At 65.0% G+C, this 14,845-nt stretch carries 15 protein-coding genes and 1 tRNA gene; 6 read left to right on the forward strand and 10 right to left on the reverse strand.

What is annotated here, in order from left to right; translation table 11 throughout:
* Positions 1 to 6: 6 nt before the first annotated feature.
* The 3 genes from PNI01S_RS01950 to PNI01S_RS28580 form a co-directional block, all read right to left on the reverse strand.
* Positions 7 to 1,686, reverse strand: a complete 1,680-nt coding sequence (locus PNI01S_RS01950; RefSeq protein WP_084357330.1) for a copper resistance system multicopper oxidase — start codon at positions 1,684 to 1,686, stop codon at positions 7 to 9.
* 10 nt (positions 1,687 to 1,696) lie between these two features.
* Positions 1,697 to 2,239, reverse strand: a complete 543-nt coding sequence (gene copI / locus PNI01S_RS01955) for a copper-resistant cuproprotein CopI (protein WP_024763881.1) — start codon at positions 2,237 to 2,239, stop codon at positions 1,697 to 1,699.
* 171 nt (positions 2,240 to 2,410) lie between these two features.
* On the reverse strand, positions 2,411 to 2,542 hold the full coding sequence (locus tag PNI01S_RS28580; RefSeq protein WP_256576505.1) for a co-regulatory protein PtrA N-terminal domain-containing protein: 132 nt from the start codon (positions 2,540 to 2,542) through the stop codon (positions 2,411 to 2,413).
* A 126-nt stretch (positions 2,543 to 2,668) separates the two neighbouring features.
* On the opposite strand from PNI01S_RS28580, the gene PNI01S_RS01960 reads away from it, so the two are divergent.
* Together PNI01S_RS01960 and PNI01S_RS01965 are read left to right on the forward strand one after the other, a co-directional pair.
* Positions 2,669 to 3,349, forward strand: a complete 681-nt coding sequence (locus tag PNI01S_RS01960; protein WP_024763880.1) for a heavy metal response regulator transcription factor — start codon at positions 2,669 to 2,671, stop codon at positions 3,347 to 3,349.
* A complete protein-coding gene (locus PNI01S_RS01965) occupies positions 3,346 to 4,662 on the forward strand; it encodes a heavy metal sensor histidine kinase (protein WP_084357331.1) in 1,317 nt (438 codons plus the stop codon). Before PNI01S_RS01960 ends, PNI01S_RS01965 begins: the two co-directional genes overlap by 4 nt.
* 203 nt (positions 4,663 to 4,865) lie before the next feature.
* Here the strand turns inward: PNI01S_RS01965 and PNI01S_RS01970 are convergent, their stop codons facing one another.
* The 4 genes from PNI01S_RS01970 to PNI01S_RS01985 form a co-directional block, all read right to left on the reverse strand.
* Positions 4,866 to 5,645: an ABC transporter permease gene (locus PNI01S_RS01970; protein ID WP_024763878.1), complete on the reverse strand. Its 780-nt coding sequence runs from the start codon at positions 5,643 to 5,645 to the stop codon at positions 4,866 to 4,868.
* Complete coding sequence (locus PNI01S_RS01975; protein WP_084357332.1) at positions 5,642 to 6,574, reverse strand: ABC transporter ATP-binding protein; 933 nt, start codon at positions 6,572 to 6,574, stop codon at positions 5,642 to 5,644. The genes PNI01S_RS01970 and PNI01S_RS01975 overlap by 4 nt, the downstream gene beginning before the upstream one ends.
* Before the next feature lie 106 nt (positions 6,575 to 6,680).
* On the reverse strand, positions 6,681 to 7,298 hold the full coding sequence (locus PNI01S_RS01980; protein ID WP_065085070.1) for a glutathione S-transferase: 618 nt from the start codon (positions 7,296 to 7,298) through the stop codon (positions 6,681 to 6,683).
* A 129-nt stretch (positions 7,299 to 7,427) separates the two neighbouring features.
* On the reverse strand, positions 7,428 to 8,087 hold the full coding sequence (locus PNI01S_RS01985) for a transglutaminase-like domain-containing protein (protein WP_084357333.1): 660 nt from the start codon (positions 8,085 to 8,087) through the stop codon (positions 7,428 to 7,430).
* Positions 8,088 to 8,327: 240 nt separating this feature from the next.
* Here PNI01S_RS01985 and PNI01S_RS01990 point away from each other — a divergent pair, with 240 nt between their 5' ends.
* The 4 genes from PNI01S_RS01990 to PNI01S_RS02005 all read left to right on the forward strand — a co-directional run bounded on the left by PNI01S_RS01990 (position 8,328) and on the right by PNI01S_RS02005 (position 12,506).
* Positions 8,328 to 10,820 (forward strand): acyl-CoA dehydrogenase, encoded by a 2,493-nt coding sequence (locus PNI01S_RS01990; RefSeq protein WP_084357334.1) that lies wholly within the window; start codon positions 8,328 to 8,330, stop codon positions 10,818 to 10,820.
* A gap of 119 nt (positions 10,821 to 10,939) precedes the next feature.
* Entirely contained in the window at positions 10,940 to 11,356 is a 417-nt protein-coding gene (locus PNI01S_RS01995) for a PA2816 family glutamine-rich protein (protein WP_024763872.1), read from the forward strand.
* Between the two features lie 74 nt (positions 11,357 to 11,430).
* Positions 11,431 to 11,841 carry a PA2817 family protein gene (locus tag PNI01S_RS02000; protein WP_024763871.1) on the forward strand — a complete coding sequence of 137 codons (411 nt, stop codon included), beginning with the start codon at positions 11,431 to 11,433 and terminating at the stop codon, positions 11,839 to 11,841.
* 143 nt (positions 11,842 to 11,984) lie between these two features.
* Positions 11,985 to 12,506 (forward strand): DUF3592 domain-containing protein, encoded by a 522-nt coding sequence (locus PNI01S_RS02005; protein ID WP_065085072.1) that lies wholly within the window; start codon positions 11,985 to 11,987, stop codon positions 12,504 to 12,506.
* A gap of 54 nt (positions 12,507 to 12,560) precedes the next feature.
* On the opposite strand, the gene PNI01S_RS02010 is transcribed toward PNI01S_RS02005, so the two are convergent.
* The 3 genes from PNI01S_RS02010 to PNI01S_RS02020 form a co-directional block, all read right to left on the reverse strand.
* Positions 12,561 to 13,601, reverse strand: a complete 1,041-nt coding sequence (locus PNI01S_RS02010; RefSeq protein WP_084357335.1) for a TerC/Alx family metal homeostasis membrane protein — start codon at positions 13,599 to 13,601, stop codon at positions 12,561 to 12,563.
* Between the two features lie 55 nt (positions 13,602 to 13,656).
* Entirely contained in the window at positions 13,657 to 14,340 is a 684-nt protein-coding gene (locus tag PNI01S_RS02015; RefSeq protein WP_256576506.1) for an HAD-IB family phosphatase, read from the reverse strand.
* Positions 14,341 to 14,706: 366 nt separating this feature from the next.
* Positions 14,707 to 14,782 (reverse strand) — tRNA-Gly (locus PNI01S_RS02020).
* Positions 14,783 to 14,845: the final 63 nt, after the last annotated feature.

Below are 14,845 nucleotides of genomic sequence, written 5' to 3' on the forward strand. Positions count from 1 at the left end.
GGGTCCTCAGAGGCTGGCGCTGGCGGGTGCCGGCTCGACGATGACCTTGCGCATCATGCCGGCGGCCATGTGGTAGATCAGGTGGCAGTGGAAGGCCCACTCGCCCAGCGCGTCGGCCGGTACGTCGACGTCCAGGGTGCTGCCCGGCGCCACGCTGACCACATGCTTGAGCGGGTTGAAGCGGCCATTGCCCTTGTCCAGCTGCATCCACATGCCGTGCAGGTGCATGGGGTGGGTCATCATGGTGTCGTTGACGAAGCGGATGCGCACGCGCTCGCCGTAGGTCAGGCGGATCGGCTCCGCCTCGGAGTACTTCTTGCCGTCGATGGACCAGAAGTAGCGCTCCATGTTGCCGGTCAGGCGAAACTCGATGGTGCGATCCGGCGCACGGTAGTCGGCGTAGGGACGCATGGCTTTCAGGTCCGCGTAGACCAGCAGGCGATTGCCCGGCTCGGCCGGTTGCGGGGTCAGACCGCTGCCGGGGGCGTAGTCGGACTTCGGCGCCGCGGCGCCCATGGTCGAATGATCCATCCCAGCCATCTGCGAATGATCCATGCCGGCCATTTTGGAGTGATCCATGCCGGCCATGTCCGAACCTTCCGGATGTCCCATCGCCATGCTGCCGTGATCCATGCCTCCGTGGCTCATGCCCATATCGGCCATGGTCAGCAACGGCCGCTCGCGCAGAACCGGCACCTCGGCGACCAGCCCCTCGCGCGGCGTCAGGGTGGCACGGGCGTATCCGCTGCGGTCCATCGCTTCGGCGAAGAAGGTGTAGGCGCGGTCTTCCTGCGGCTGGACAATCACGTCATAGGTTTCGGCCACGGCGATACGCAGTTCGTCCACCGTCACCGGCTGCACGTCGTTGCCGTCGGCCTGCACCACAGTCATCTTCAGGCCGGGAATGCGCAAGTCGAAATAGCTCATGCCCGAGCCGTTGATGAGGCGCAGGCGCACTCGCTCGCCAGGCTTGAACCGGCCGGTCCAGTTCTGTTCGCTGTCCTGACCATTGACCAGGAAGCGAAAGCCGGCGATGTCGGCGATGTCCGTCGGTGTCATGCGCATGCCGCCCCAGTCCAGGCGGTCGCGCAGGGTCGCCAGAAAACCATTCGCACTGGAGTCGGCGATGAAATCCCCCAGGGTTCGCTGGTTATGGTTGTAGTAGTCGCTCTGCTTCTTCAGGTTGGCGAACACGGTTTCCGGCTTCGTGTCGTGCCAGTCCGCGAGCAGCAAGGTGTACTCGCGGTCATAGCGGTAGGGCTCGCGCGACTTCGGTTCGATCACCAGTGGGCCATAGAGGCCCTCGATTTCCTGGAAGTCGCTGTGGGCGTGGTACCAGTAGGTGCCGGACTGCTTCACGGTGAAGCGGTAGGTGAAGGTCTCGCCGGGCTTGATACCCGGAAAGCTGATGCCCGGCACGCCATCCTGGGTGTAGGGCAGGATCAGCCCGTGCCAGTGCAGCGAGGTGTCGCGGTCGAGGGTGTTGGTGACGCGCAATTCGACGTCCTCGCCCTCCTTGAAGCGCAACTCCGGCGCGGGCGTCCGGCCGTTCACCGTGAGCGCCTTGCGTGCGCCATCGGACAGTTTCAACTCGCCCTCGCCAATCGTCAGGTCATACACGCCCGCCTGCACCGCCAACGGTGCCAGCAGCAGCGCCCCCAGAGCCCAATCCCTTGCGCGAATCATCTTGGCGCGCTCAAGGCTTGACGGTCAGTTTGCCGACCATGCCAGCCTGGTAATGCCCCGGAATGTTGCAGGCGAACTCCAGGCTGGTGGCCTTGCTGAAGGTCCAGGTCAGTTCGGCGCTCTTGCCCGGCTCCACCAGCACGCTGTTGGGATCGTCGTGCTTCATCATCGGCATGTCGCCATGGCCCATCTTGCTGTGGTCCATCTGGCTCATGTCGTGCTGCATGCCGGTGGGCGTGAGCATCCCGGTATCCATCATCTGCTGCATTTCCTTCTGGTGGCCGGCGTGCATGGCGGCGCTTCCCAGGTTGAATTCGTGCAGCAGGCTGCCCGTGTTGTGGATGACGAAGCGCACGGTCTCGCCCGGCTTCACGTCGATGCTCTCCGGCTCGAAGAACATCTCGCCCAGCTTGATCTCCACGGTGCGGGTGGCCTGGGCGGCCTGGGCCGGCTTGCCGAAGTCGTAGGTGTGCCCGGTATCGGCCAGGGCCGGCAGGCTGAAAGCGGCGGCGAGGCCGAGGGCGGAAGCTTGGAGCAGATGACGCAGGGACATGGCGAATCTCCTTTCTGGAATGGTGGCCATGGTCGCTGTCGGCGGCTGAGGGTTACCTGTCGGGAAGATTACAACTCTGTCAGCTTGGCGCTCGCTTGCCCGATACCGGGTATAAAGAGGGCGAAAAAAGCCCGCCGAAGGGCGGGCAAGGGGCAGCACGATGAAGCGAAATCAGCAGACCTGGCGCGCCTTGGCGGCCTGTTCCTGCATGCGCTGGAAGGTGATGTCCCCTCCTCCGTCAGCCCAGGCTGGCGTGACAGGGAACAACAGCACGGCAAACAGCGTGGAGATGATCAGATGCATGGCAGCCTCCTCAATGACGCTTGAAAATGAATGCGCTGCCAGTCTGCGATACCGACACTGTCAGTTCGCTGACCGCCCCATTACCTTGAGGACAGCCGCGCCCCGAGCGCCTGAATGGATACCCGGATGAAACTCCTCATCGTCGAAGACGAACCCCGCATCGGCCAGTACCTGCAACAGGGCCTGAGCGAGGCCGGCTTCGCCGTCGACCTGACCGCCGATGGCGACGAGGGGCTGCAACTGGCCCTGGCCGCCGAGCACGACCTGCTGATCCTCGACGTGATGCTGCCCGGCCGCGACGGCTGGCAGATCCTCCAGGCGGTGCGCCAGGCCGGCAGCGCGGTGCCGGTGCTGTTCCTCACCGCCCGCGATGCCGTGGAAGACCGCGTGCGCGGCCTGGAACTGGGTGCCGACGATTACCTGGTGAAACCCTTCGCCTTCGTCGAACTGCTCGCCCGCGTGCGCACCCTGCTGCGCCGCGGCGGCCAGCAGATTCAGGAAACCACCCTGCAACTGGCCGACCTGGAGCTTGACCTGCTGCGCCGCCGCGTACAGCGCGCCGGCAAGCGCATCGACCTGACCGCCAAGGAGTTCGCCCTGCTGGAATTGCTGCTGCGCCGCAGCGGCGAGGTGCTGCCCAAGTCGCTGATCGCCTCCCAGGTGTGGGACATGAATTTCGACAGCGACACCAACGTCATCGAGGTCGCCATCCGCCGCCTGCGCGCCAAGGTCGACGACGACTTCCCGCAACGCCTGATCCACACCGTGCGCGGCATGGGTTACGTGCTGGAAGAGCGCGAAGCATGAGCGCCCGCCTCTCCCTCGGCCTGCGCCTGAGCCTGCTGTTCGCCGCCTGCACCGCCGCCGTGTCGTTGCTGGCCGGCCTCATTTTCAGCCGCGCCAGCGAGGCACACTTCATCGAACTGGACCAGCAGTTGCTGAGCGGCAAGCTGGCGATCTTCCGCGACGTACTGAATGGTGTCGGCAGCGCTGAACAACTCGCCCCCCACGACGCCGAACTGCGCCGCGAACTGGAGCGCCATCCCGACCTCGGCCTGCGCCTGCAGGGCCCTGACGGCCAACGCTGGTTCTGGCAACTGCCCGCCATGAACATGGCCAGCGACGAAGCCCCCGCCTACCGCGAACTGCAAGCGCCGCTGGATGCCGGGAATCCGCAGGGTGCGCAACTCACCCTGATCCTCGACATCACCCATCACCAGCACTTCCTGCAGCGCATGCAGCGCCTGATCTGGATGACCATGGGTTTCTCCGCCCTGGCCACCGCGCTGCTTGGCGCCTGGGCGGCCCGCGCCAGCCTGCGCCCCTTGCGGCGCATGAGCGAAGTGGCGGCCCAGGTCAGCGCGCACTCGCTGACGACCCGCCTCGACGCCGGGCAGATGCCGCAGGAGCTGCGCGGCCTGGCCGGCGAACTGAACGCGATGCTGGCGCGCCTGGAAGAAGCCTTCCAGCGCCTGTCGGCCTTCTCCGCCGACATCGCCCACGAGCTGCGCACGCCCCTGACCGGGCTGCTGACCCAGACCCAGGTAGTGCTCTCGCGCTCGCGCGGTCTGGAGGATTACCGCGAAGCGCTGCACGGCAACCTGGAGGAGCTGGAACGGCTCACCGCGATGGTCAATGACATGCTGTTCCTGGCCAAGGCCGACCACGGCCTGCTCGCGCCGAACCGCCAGGTTCTGGCTCTGGCCGCCGAAGTGGACGAACTGCTGGAGTTCTACGGACCGCTGGCCGAGGAAAAATCCATTCGCCTGGAGCGCGACGGCGAGCTGTCGGTACAAGGCGACCGTGCCTTGCTGCGCAGGGTACTGGCCAACCTGCTGGACAACGCCCTGCGCTTCACCCCGGACGGCGGGCAGATTCGCGTACGCCTGGAGCCGGGCCGCCTGAGCGTGGAAAACCCCGGCCGGGAGATTCCCGCCGCGCGCCTGCCGCGCCTGTTCGACCGTTTCTACCGCGCCGACCCGGCCCGCCGCGAGGGCCAGGGCGAGCACGCCGGACTGGGGTTGGCGATCTGTCGCTCCATCATCCGCGCCCATGGCGGGGAGATTCGTTGCGAGTCGGCTGGTGGGTGGACGCGGTTCGTTATCGAGTTTCCCGCTTAAGAGCCCCTCACCCTAACCCTCTCCCAGAGGGAGAGGGGACTGTACGGAATAGGCGGAAACCAAGGCATCAGCCGGCACGCGCGGCTCCCTCTCCCTCCGGGAGAGGGCTGGGGTGAGGGCAAACCAATGCAGCGAAGTTCCAGCTGGCCCAAAAAACTAAAAGGCCCCAACCGGGGCCTTTTGGCATCAGCGCAATGCGTCACTCACTGGCGCATCCCACGCCCGCTCACCAGCAGGCGCACGCAGAACACGTAGAGCAGCACGGTAGCCACCAGCATGAAGATCACCGCGGTGCCGATGCGGATGTCCGACACCCCGAGAATGCCATAGCGGAAGGCATTGACCATGTGCAGGATCGGGTTCGCCAGCGACACGGTCTGCCAGAACGGCGGCAGCAGCGTGATCGAGTAGAACACCCCACCCAGGTAGGTCAGCGGCGTCAGCACGAAGGTCGGGATAATCGAGATATCGTCGAAATTACGGGCGAATACCGCGTTGACGAAGCCACCCATGGAGAAGATCGCCGCCGTCAGCACCACTACCAGAACGGTGATGCCCAGGTGGTGGATCTGCAGGTCGGTGAAGAACAGCGACAGAATGGTGACGATCACGCCCACCGCCAATCCGCGCAGAACACCACCGCAGACGAAGCCGAGGAGGATGGTGTGCGGCGACACCGGCGACACCAGCAACTCCTCGATGTTGCGCTGGAACTTGCTGCCGAAGAAGCTCGACACCACGTTGCCGTACGAGTTGGTGATCACCGACATCATGATCAGGCCGGGCACGATGTACTGCATGTAGGTAAAGCCGCCCATATCGCCGATCTGCCGGCCGATCAGGTTGCCGAAGATGACGAAGTACAGAACCATGGTGATCGCCGGCGGCAGCAGGGTCTGCGGCCAAATACGCAGGAAGCGGCGGACTTCGCGGTAGACGATGGTGTTGAGGGCGACCCAGTTGGCGCGCAGTTCGTGACTCATACCGCCACCTTCGACAGATTCTTCTCCACCAGCGACACGAACAGCTCCTCCAGCCGGTTGCTCTTGTTGCGCAGGCTCAGGATCTGCACGCCCTGGGCATTGAGCTGGACGAACAGACCGTTGATCCCCAGGGATTTGTCCACCTGCACTTCCAGGGTGTGGTCATCCACCAGCCGCGCCGGATAGCCTTCGAGCCTGGGCGTCTCGCTGAGCGTGCCCTGCAGGTCGAGGTAGAAAGTCTCCACATGCAGCTTGTTCAACAGCTTGCGCATGCTGGTGTTCTCCACGATGGTGCCGTGGTCGATGATCGCGATGTTGCGGCACAGCTGCTCGGCCTCTTCCAGGTAGTGCGTGGTGAGGATGATGCTGATGCCTTCGCCGTTGAGCTCGGTAAGGAAGTTCCACATCGAGCGGCGCAGTTCGATGTCCACGCCGGCGGTGGGTTCGTCGAGGATCAGCAGGCGCGGCTCGTGGACCAGCGCGCGGGCGATCATCAGGCGGCGCTTCATGCCACCGGAGAGCTCGCGGGAGGCGGAGTTGCGCTTGTCCCACAGGCCCAGCTGGGTCAGGTACTTCTCGGCGCGCCCCTTGGCCACGCTCATCGGGATGCCGTAGTAGCCGGCCTGGGTGACGACGATGTCGAACACCTTCTCGAACTGGTTGAAGTTGAATTCCTGGGGCACCACGCCCAGGCAGCGCTTCAAGCCGTAGGGATCCTTGTCCAGGTCATGGCCGAACACATTGACCGTGCCGCTGGTCTTGTTCACCAGGGTGGAGAGGATGCCAATGGTGGTGGATTTGCCGGCGCCATTGGGGCCCAGCAAGGCAAAGAAATCGCCCTCGGCGACGTCCAGATCGATGCCCTTGAGGGCCTGGAAGCCGTTGCCGTAGGTCTTCGTCAGTTGACGGATGGACAGCGCGGAACTCATGGGTTTTCCCGTTGCAAGTCGGTGGAAAGACGCACGTCTCTGGAAAAAGGCCTGCTTGATAAGGGCACGCCGCGAGGATTGCAACCTTCGGGGCACGCGCAGGGACTCAGGTCAGTTCGGTCATCACGGCGTCACGGTAGGCCGGGCGTGCCTTCAGGCGCTCGTACCAGGCCTTGAGATGCGGCTGCGCCGGGCGCTCGATGGGCATTTCGAACCAAGCATAGATGAAGCAGCCCAGAGGAATATCGCCGATACCGAACTGTTCGCCAGACAGGTATGACTGCTTTGCCAGCACCGCCTCGGGAATTGCCAACAGACCCGCGCAGATATCGAGGGCAGCCTGGATGGCAGCCGGGTCGCGCTGTTCCGGCGGGGTGCGCACGGTCCCCCAGAATACGGTGCGGAACGGCGCGGCCAGGGACGAGGTGGTCCAGTCCATCCACTTCTCGGCGCTGGCGCGCTGCTGCAGGTCCTGCGGGTACAGGTCCGGGGCGTAGCGCGCGGCGAGGTAGCGGACGATGGTGTTGGACTCCCAGAGGACGAAGCCCTCATCCTCCAGGGTCGGCACCACGCCATTGGGGTTCAGGGCACGATAAGGCGCGTCATTGACCACACCGAACGCGCCGCCGGCGTCGATCCGCTCATAGGCCAGACCCGCCTCCTCCGCGCACCAGAGCACCTTGCGCACGTTGGAGGAATTCTTCCGGCCCCAGATCTTCAGCATACTGCGCCCCTCTTGTTGTCGTCATTCGATGGTCACGCGCCCAACGGACGCGATTTCGGATGACGGCACACTACCGGCAACGGCGCGAGGAAAAAAGACACAGCTACTGATGGTCACTATCGATTGCGTTCATGCTTTGGCTGCTTCACTGCGCATGTCGCCCTGCAGCGGTGCGTCTTCACCGGTGAACAGATGCGGGTAACACTGCCGGAGGTAACCGAAGAAAAACGCCTCGGGCACGTCGGGGAACTGCCCGTGGTCGCGCAGGTACTCCATATGCCGCTCGCCGTCGCGATTGAACGGGTGGAAGACGCTGTCGTTGCGCCCGTCGAACTCCAGCGGCAGCACGCCGAAGGCCTCGCACAGGCCGATATCGAAGGCCGGCGTGGCCTTTACCCAGCAGCCTTCGAGGAACAGCTCGGTGTAGCCGTGCATGGCGAATACCTCGCTGCGCAGCAACTCCAGCAGGCGCGGCGTGGCCAGGTGGTTCTTCACATCGGCCAGGCCAATGCGCGCGGGAATCCCGCAGTGCCGGGCGCAAGCGGCCAGCAACGTGGCCTTGGGCACGCAGTAGGACTGCCCGCTTTCCAGGGCGTGACTGCCCTTGAGGGTCTGCGGGTCGCGGCTGAACACGTAGGGGTTGTAGCGAATCCCGTCGCGCACCGCGTAATAGAGCGCCACCGCCTGCTCCAGCGGCGTACCGCCGTCGCCCCGATGATTTAGAGCGAACTCGATTACCCCGGGGTGGTCACTATCAACGAAGCGGCTGGGCTTGAGGTACTGCTGCATGGCTCTGTCTCCGGGCTGGTCGTCCTTGATGGCGCCACCAGTCTAACCAGCCGGATCGGCTCCCCGACAAGGCGATCCGGCCAAGCTGTCCGGCCATGCGGCCATCGGTCCCGCTCGGCCAGCTAAGCTTCCGGTGCATTGTGAAGGGTGTTCACGCCCGTCGCTTTGCGCGCGCATTGTTCGTCACCAAGCCCACCACGGCGCGCTGCCGCCGGGGCGGGCTGTCATGGAGGAATCCGCATGCTGCTCGTCTGGTTACTCGTCCTGATCCTCGGCGTTGCCTGGCTCGCGCACCGCCGCGCCTCGCCGCTCAAGGCCCTCGGCATCGTCGCCGTGTACCTCGTGCTGATGAGCCTGTTCAGCCACGCCCACGGCTGGATGGTGCTGTTCTGGCTGATCTGGGCCGTGGTCGCGGTGACGATTCTCGCCACCGACCTGCGCCGCAGCCTGTTCACCTCGCGGCTGTTCGCCTGGTTCAAGAAGACCCTGCCGCCGATGTCCGAGACTGAACGCGAGGCCATCGAGGCCGGCACGGTCTGGTGGGACGGTCAACTGTTCAGCGGCCGCCCGGACTGGCATACCCTGCTCGCCTATCCCCGCGCGCAGTTGACCGAGGAGGAGCAGGCGTTCGTCGACGGCCCCACCGAACAGCTCTGCGCGATGATCAACGACTACCAGGTCGGCAAGGACATGGACCTGCCGCCCGAGGCCTGGGCCTTCATCAAGGACCAGGGCTTCTTCGGCCTGATCATTCCCAAGGAATACGGCGGCAAGGGCTTCTCCGCCTTCGCCCACTCCCAGGTGGTAATGAAACTCGCCACCCGCAGCGGCGACCTCGCCTCCACCGTGATGGTGCCCAACTCCCTCGGCCCGGCCGAACTGCTGCTGCACTACGGCACCGACGCCCAGCGCCAGCGCTACCTGCCGCGCCTGGCCACCGGCGCAGAAATCCCCTGCTTCGCCCTGACCAGCCCGCAGGCCGGTTCCGATGCCGGCGGCATGACCGACGTCGGCGTGGTCTGCAAGGGCCAGTGGGAAGGCCAGGAAGTCCTCGGCCTGCGCCTGACCTGGGAAAAACGCTACATCACCCTCGGCCCCGTCGCCACCCTCCTCGGCCTGGCCTTCAAGTGCCATGACCCGGACCACCTGCTGGGCGAGGAAGAAGACCTCGGCATCACCCTGGCGCTGATCCCTACCGACACCGACGGCGTGCAGATCGGCCGCCGCCACGTGCCGCTGGGCGCCGCCTTCATGAACGGCCCCAACTCCGGCAAGGATGTATTCGTGCCGCTGGACTACATCATCGGCGGCCAGGAAATGATCGGCAAAGGCTGGATGATGCTGATGAACTGCCTGTCCGTGGGGCGCTCGATTTCCCTGCCGGCAGTCGGCACCAGCGCCGCCAAGGCCGGCAGCTACGTCAGCGGTCGCTATGCGCAGGTACGCGAGCAGTTCAACGTGCCGCTGTCGGCCTTCGAGGGCATCCAGGAAGCGCTCGCGCGCATCGGCGGCAACGCCTGGCTGATGGACAGCGCACGCATCCTCACCGCCAACGCGGTAGACCTGGGCGAGAAACCCTCGGTGCTCTCGGCCATCCTCAAGTACCACCTCACCGAACGTGGTCGCGAATGCATCGCCCACGCCATGGATATCCATGGCGGCAAGGGCATCATCATGGGCCCGAACAACTACCTGGGCCGCTCCTGGCAGGCCGCGCCGATCTTCATCACCGTCGAGGGCGCCAACATCCTCTCGCGCAACCTGATGATCTTCGGCCAGGGCGCGATCCGTTGCCATCCGTACGTTCTCAAGGAAATGGAACTGGCGCGCCGCGAAGACCAGGACCAGGCCGAGCGTGAGTTCGACGAACTGCTGCTCGACCATATCGGCTTCGCCGTCAGCAACGCCGCCAGCAGCCTGCTGCTGGGCCTGGGCTTCGGCAGCTTCGACCAGGTGCCGGGCGACCGCGTCAGCCGCCCGTACTACCGCGCGCTGAACCGTCTCGCCGCCTCCTTTGCCCTGCTCGCCGACTTCAGCATGATGATGCTCGGCGGCGAGCTGAAGCGCCGCGAGCGCCTGTCGGCGCGCCTGGGCGATGCGCTGAGCCACCTGTACCTGGGCTCCGCCGCGCTCAAGCGCTACCACGACCTGGATAACCCGGATTACCTCCACCCGCTGCTGCGCTGGGCCATGGAGGAAAACCTGGAGAAGGCCGAAGCGGCGTTGGCCGACCTGATCGACAACTTCCCCGACCGTGCCTTCGCCTGCCTGCTGCGCGTGCTCGTGCTGCCGCTGGGCCGCCGCCACCGTGGCCCTGGCGATGCGCTGGATGCCGAGATCGCCGATATCCTCGGCCGCCCGCTGAGCGACCCGGCGCTGCAGGAGATCCTTGCCGGCGCCTACCTGCCCAGCGGAGAGGACGATCCGGTCGCCAAGCTCACCATCGCCTACGACCAACTTGCCGCCGCCGCACCGCTGCAGAAGAAACTGCACAAGGCCCTCAAGGAACACGGCGTTGATCCCAAGCCAGGCCAATCGCCCATCGACGCCGCCCGCGAGGCCGGCGTGCTGGAGGCGACCGAGGCTGAAACCCTGCATGCCGCCGAGCGCGCCCGCCGCGCGGTGATCGATGTGGACGATTTCTCCAAGGAAGAACTGGCCGGAAAGACATCCGCCAGCGAGAAATCGAACAAGGAGAACCCGGCGAGCAAACCGACCACCACCACAGACTGATCTACAGGCTTCACGCATAGGGCGCCTTCGGGCGCCCTTTTCCTTGTCCGACGCAAAGCAATGCCGAGCGCAATGATCAGGTGCACACTGGGGGCAACCCTGTCATGGAGATACCTCCCATGCGCCGATTCCTCCTTCCGCTGCTGGCGATCTTCCTCGTCGGCGCCGCCCAGGCCGATCCCTGGCTCTATCCCAGCCGCCCGCGCCCGGCCCCCACGCCCAGTCCGGTCATCGACCCCATCCAGCAACAGCAGGACAGCCTGCGCCGCCAGTCCGAGCTACGGCAGAACGAACTGGACCGCCAGCGCCTGAACTACGAGGACCAGCGCCTGCAGATACAGCAGGACAACCTCAAGCGCCAGCAGGACAGCCAACGCCGCTGGGACGAACAGCGCCGGCAGAGCGACCAGATGATCCAGCGGCAGAAGAGCGAACTGCAGCAGGACCAACTGCAACAGCAGCAACGCATCCTCGACCAGCAGCGCCAGCAGATCGACAACCAGCGCCGGCAGATCCAGATGCGCCCGATCCGCTGATCATCCCCGGCGGCAGCAGGGGCGAAACCCGATATACTCCGCAGCCGTTTGAATACAGCTCCAGAGGAACTCCCATGGCCAGCGCCTATCTCGACCACCACATTGCCCTGCTCAACCACCTGCGCATGATCCTCGGCGCGCTGGGCGAAGCCGAGCAGGTTCCCGAGGACAACCACGGCCTGTTCCTGGAACGTTTCGACGAACTGATGCTGGAATTGCCGCGCGACCCCGAAGGCGCCCAATACCTGGGCCAGGACCTGATCAGCCAGGTCTTCCACCGTTACCCGCAGATCGCCCACCTGGTGCCGCGCGACCTGCTGTGGTTCTTCGGCGGCGACTGCCTGCATTTCATGCCCGACGAAGAACTGCAGATGTACCAGCAGCTCGACGAGCGCCGCTTCGAAGCAGAAGAAAACGGCGAACCCTTCGACTGGAACCGCGAGAAGCAGGTACTGGCCCTGCCGGACGACTCGCCCAAGCACTGATCCCCGCCTGGCGCGGCGACTGCCGCCGCGCCACGGACATTCTGTCCAGCGCCCGCCGCGCGCGGTCGACAAACTGACAAGGACACCCGGGGCGCCCCGCCCGTAGCCTTTTGTTACTTATTCAAACAAAGGCAGGGAACGTCATGCTCAGCTTCAAGATCTCGCAAGGGGCCCACGACAAGGTCCGCCGCGTCTCCAGCATCATCTGCACCCTTTTCTCCATCGGCTTCGTCGTGGTGATGTGCCTTACCGCCATCGGCGACCACCTGCGCGCAAAACGCATCCTCGCCGACCATTCCGTGGTCAGCGCGCCGCTGGTGCTGGACGAAGTCACCGAGGAGCGCGGCCGTCGCGGGCGCACCAAGGAGATGTACCACTTCACCTACCAGTTCGAAGTGAAGGGCCAGCCCTACATCGGCCGCTTCGACGTGGCCGGTAGCAACGCCGACAAGTACCCCGAAGGTACCGTGCTGCAGATCGCCTACGCCAACGCCGACCCGGCGCACTTCGACCGCCTGGACCGCCTCCAGGACCTCTCCGACACCGGCGGCATGTTCACCCGCCTGGGCGTGGGCCTGCTGGGGGCCGCGCTGATCGGCTTCATCATCCACCTGCTGGCCACCCGCCGCCTGTTCGTCCCCCGCGAGGAGCCAGCAGCAGCCTGAGCCGGCACAACGAGAAAAGCCCGCATTCGCGGGCTTTTTTCATGCCGGGCAGGATCAGCGTTCGGAAGCTTCCCCCTCGACCTCCTCCTTCTGCGGGAACAGCAGGCTCGCCACAATCCCCACCGCCAGAACCGCCAGCACGACCACCAGGCTGGTGTTGGCATCGATGCTGTAGCCGTGATGGAGCAGGGAGTCCGTGGCATTCAGCCCCAGCTTGGCGGCAATGAAGAACAGCAGCACCACCACCGACTTCTCCAGGTGCACGAGGTAGCGCTTGAGCGCTTCAAGCACGAAATACAGCGTGCGCAGCCCGAGGATGGCGAACAGCATGGCCGAGTAGACGATCAGCGGCTCGCGGCTCACTGCGATCACTGCCGGAACCGAGTCGAAGGCGAACAGCACGTCCGACACCTCGACCACCACCAGGCAGAGGAACAGTGGCGTGGCAAACAGCGCACCCTTGGCGGCCAGGCTGAGGCCCTTGTGCTCCGGCTTGCACACTTCCACCTCGAGCTGCTTGCGCGCCACGAAGAAACGCCCGCCCAGCAGCTTCGGCCAGACCGGGAACAGCTTGCTGGCGAAGCGATAGGCCAGGTGCCGGGAATAGTCCTCCTCGCCGTCATCGTCGCCGCCACCCCTGAGCATCATCACGCCGGTCCAGGCGACGATCGCGGCAAAGACGATCTCCACCCACGGACCGAACGCCAACAGCCCCGTACCGATGGCCACGAAGATGGCGCGGAACACGATGGCGCCGATGATTCCCCAGTACAGAACGCGGTGGCGCAGGCCATCCGGCACCTTGAACCAGGCGAAGATGGCGATGAAGACGAACAGATTGTCGACGCTCAGCACCTTTTCCAGCGCATAGCCGGTAAGGAACAGACTGGCCACCTGGGAACCATGCTGGACGTAAAGGAACCCGGCGAAGCTCAGGGAAATGGCGACCCAGAAGATTGACCAGCCCGCCGCCCCCGCCAGGGAGATGGGCTTGTTGTCGCGGTGGCTCACCATGTCCAGCAGAAGGGCCGCCAGGGCAAGCCCGACAAAGACCGCCACGGTCAACGGGGGGAAACCAATATGTGTCTGTTCCACGATTGCGACTCTCGATAATGAAATGTCGGCCGGATCGATCCGGCCACCCTTCGGATCAGGTGGCGGGCCGGTCTGCGCCGATCTTTCGCCGCCAGCGCGGATGGAAGGCCCGCCAATGCGGGTCCTGTGCGGCGCGCAGCAGCGCATGGTCGCCCTGGGTGTCGCCCCAGGCGCGCAGCCGGTAAGCCGTCAGGGGGCCGTACTCGGCCTGCAGGCGCAGCACCTTGTTCTCGGCGCGGCAATTGCCGCCGGCGATGCGGCCGGTGATACGGCCATCGATCACCTCCAGTTCGGTGCCGATCAGCCCCACGCCCAGGCGCTCGGCGAAAGGTCGCAGCACCAGCGCAGGGGACGCCGAGCAAAGCGTCACTTCGGCCCCGGACGCCAGTTCTGCGGCCACGCCGCGCAACCCTTCCGGCCGCAGCAGGTAGCCCCAGACGAACCGGCAGTAGGCTTGCGCACGGACGGCAAGCCATTGCGCGTCGATACCTCCGAGAAAAACCGCGAGGAGGCGCGCCTTTAGCTCATCGCGGCTGATCCGGCGCAAGAGGAAAGCCAGGCTCGGCAGCAGCATGGCGGACAGGCGTCGGACGAATCCGAGCGTACCGAAGGCGAACCAGAGGAACGGCAGGAAGCTGTCATGGCGGGTCAAGGTGCCGTCGAAATCGAATACCGACAGGACACCGCCTCCGCCCGCGCTCGATTGACGCCCATGGCGGCCAGACTCGGGGCGATCCATTGACTCCCACATCCGCATGACCACCTCACCTGAGCGCCCCACAATCTCCATCCCCGCCGCCGACAGGCGGCACGAACGAGCCCCGCTCCATCGCACAACGATCGAGCGCTGGCATTCTCGGGTACCTGTCTGAGGCGACAAACGAGAATCCCCTCAGGGCTGCGTCGGAATTTTCCTCAATACAGGCGCCAGAGCGGATTTGCCGGTAGATAGCGGGGAAGCCCCAAGCCCACGGCGGAGCAATGAATGCAGAAGAGAGGCCAAGGATGGCAGCCGGAATTCGGCCCGTAGAGGATGGTGCGCGGCGGCGGTAAGATTTTCATCGCACAAACGAAAACGCCGCCCCGAAGGGCGGCGTTTCGATTCTGGAGCGGGAAACGAGACTCGAACTCGCGACCCCGACCTTGGCAAGGTCGTGCTCTACCAACTGAGCTATTCCCGCATCAACTTGCAGTAACCTTCAGCTTGCGCCTCAGGTTAACGAAAACGCCGCCTAGAGAGGCGG

The sequence above is a fragment of the Pseudomonas nitroreducens NBRC 12694 genome (assembly GCF_002091755.1).
In the GTDB taxonomy this organism is placed as follows: Bacteria; Pseudomonadota; Gammaproteobacteria; order Pseudomonadales; family Pseudomonadaceae; genus Pseudomonas; species Pseudomonas nitroreducens.

Bases quoted from the DNA above. Each gene is read 5' to 3' on its own strand.
- PNI01S_RS02005 (WP_065085072.1), top strand. From the start codon at position 11,985: ATGCTCAGCTTCAAGATCTCGCAAGGGGCCCACGACAAGGTCCGCCGC.
- PNI01S_RS01990 (WP_084357334.1), top strand. From the start codon at position 8,328: ATGCTGCTCGTCTGGTTACTCGTCCTGATCCTCGGCGTTGCCTGGCTC.
- copI (WP_024763881.1), bottom strand. From the start codon at position 2,239: ATGTCCCTGCGTCATCTGCTCCAAGCTTCCGCCCTCGGCCTCGCCGCC.
- PNI01S_RS01975 (WP_084357332.1), bottom strand. From the start codon at position 6,574: ATGAGTTCCGCGCTGTCCATCCGTCAACTGACGAAGACCTACGGCAAC.
- PNI01S_RS01965 (WP_084357331.1), top strand. From the start codon at position 3,346: ATGAGCGCCCGCCTCTCCCTCGGCCTGCGCCTGAGCCTGCTGTTCGCC.
- PNI01S_RS01985 (WP_084357333.1), bottom strand. From the start codon at position 8,087: ATGCAGCAGTACCTCAAGCCCAGCCGCTTCGTTGATAGTGACCACCCC.
- PNI01S_RS01970 (WP_024763878.1), bottom strand. From the start codon at position 5,645: ATGAGTCACGAACTGCGCGCCAACTGGGTCGCCCTCAACACCATCGTC.
- PNI01S_RS01950 (WP_084357330.1), bottom strand. From the start codon at position 1,686: ATGATTCGCGCAAGGGATTGGGCTCTGGGGGCGCTGCTGCTGGCACCG.
- PNI01S_RS28580 (WP_256576505.1), bottom strand. From the start codon at position 2,542: ATGCATCTGATCATCTCCACGCTGTTTGCCGTGCTGTTGTTCCCTGTC.
- PNI01S_RS02015 (WP_256576506.1), bottom strand. From the start codon at position 14,340: ATGGATCGCCCCGAGTCTGGCCGCCATGGGCGTCAATCGAGCGCGGGC.
- PNI01S_RS01980 (WP_065085070.1), bottom strand. From the start codon at position 7,298: ATGCTGAAGATCTGGGGCCGGAAGAATTCCTCCAACGTGCGCAAGGTG.
- PNI01S_RS01995 (WP_024763872.1), top strand. From the start codon at position 10,940: ATGCGCCGATTCCTCCTTCCGCTGCTGGCGATCTTCCTCGTCGGCGCC.
- PNI01S_RS02000 (WP_024763871.1), top strand. From the start codon at position 11,431: ATGGCCAGCGCCTATCTCGACCACCACATTGCCCTGCTCAACCACCTG.
- PNI01S_RS01960 (WP_024763880.1), top strand. From the start codon at position 2,669: ATGAAACTCCTCATCGTCGAAGACGAACCCCGCATCGGCCAGTACCTG.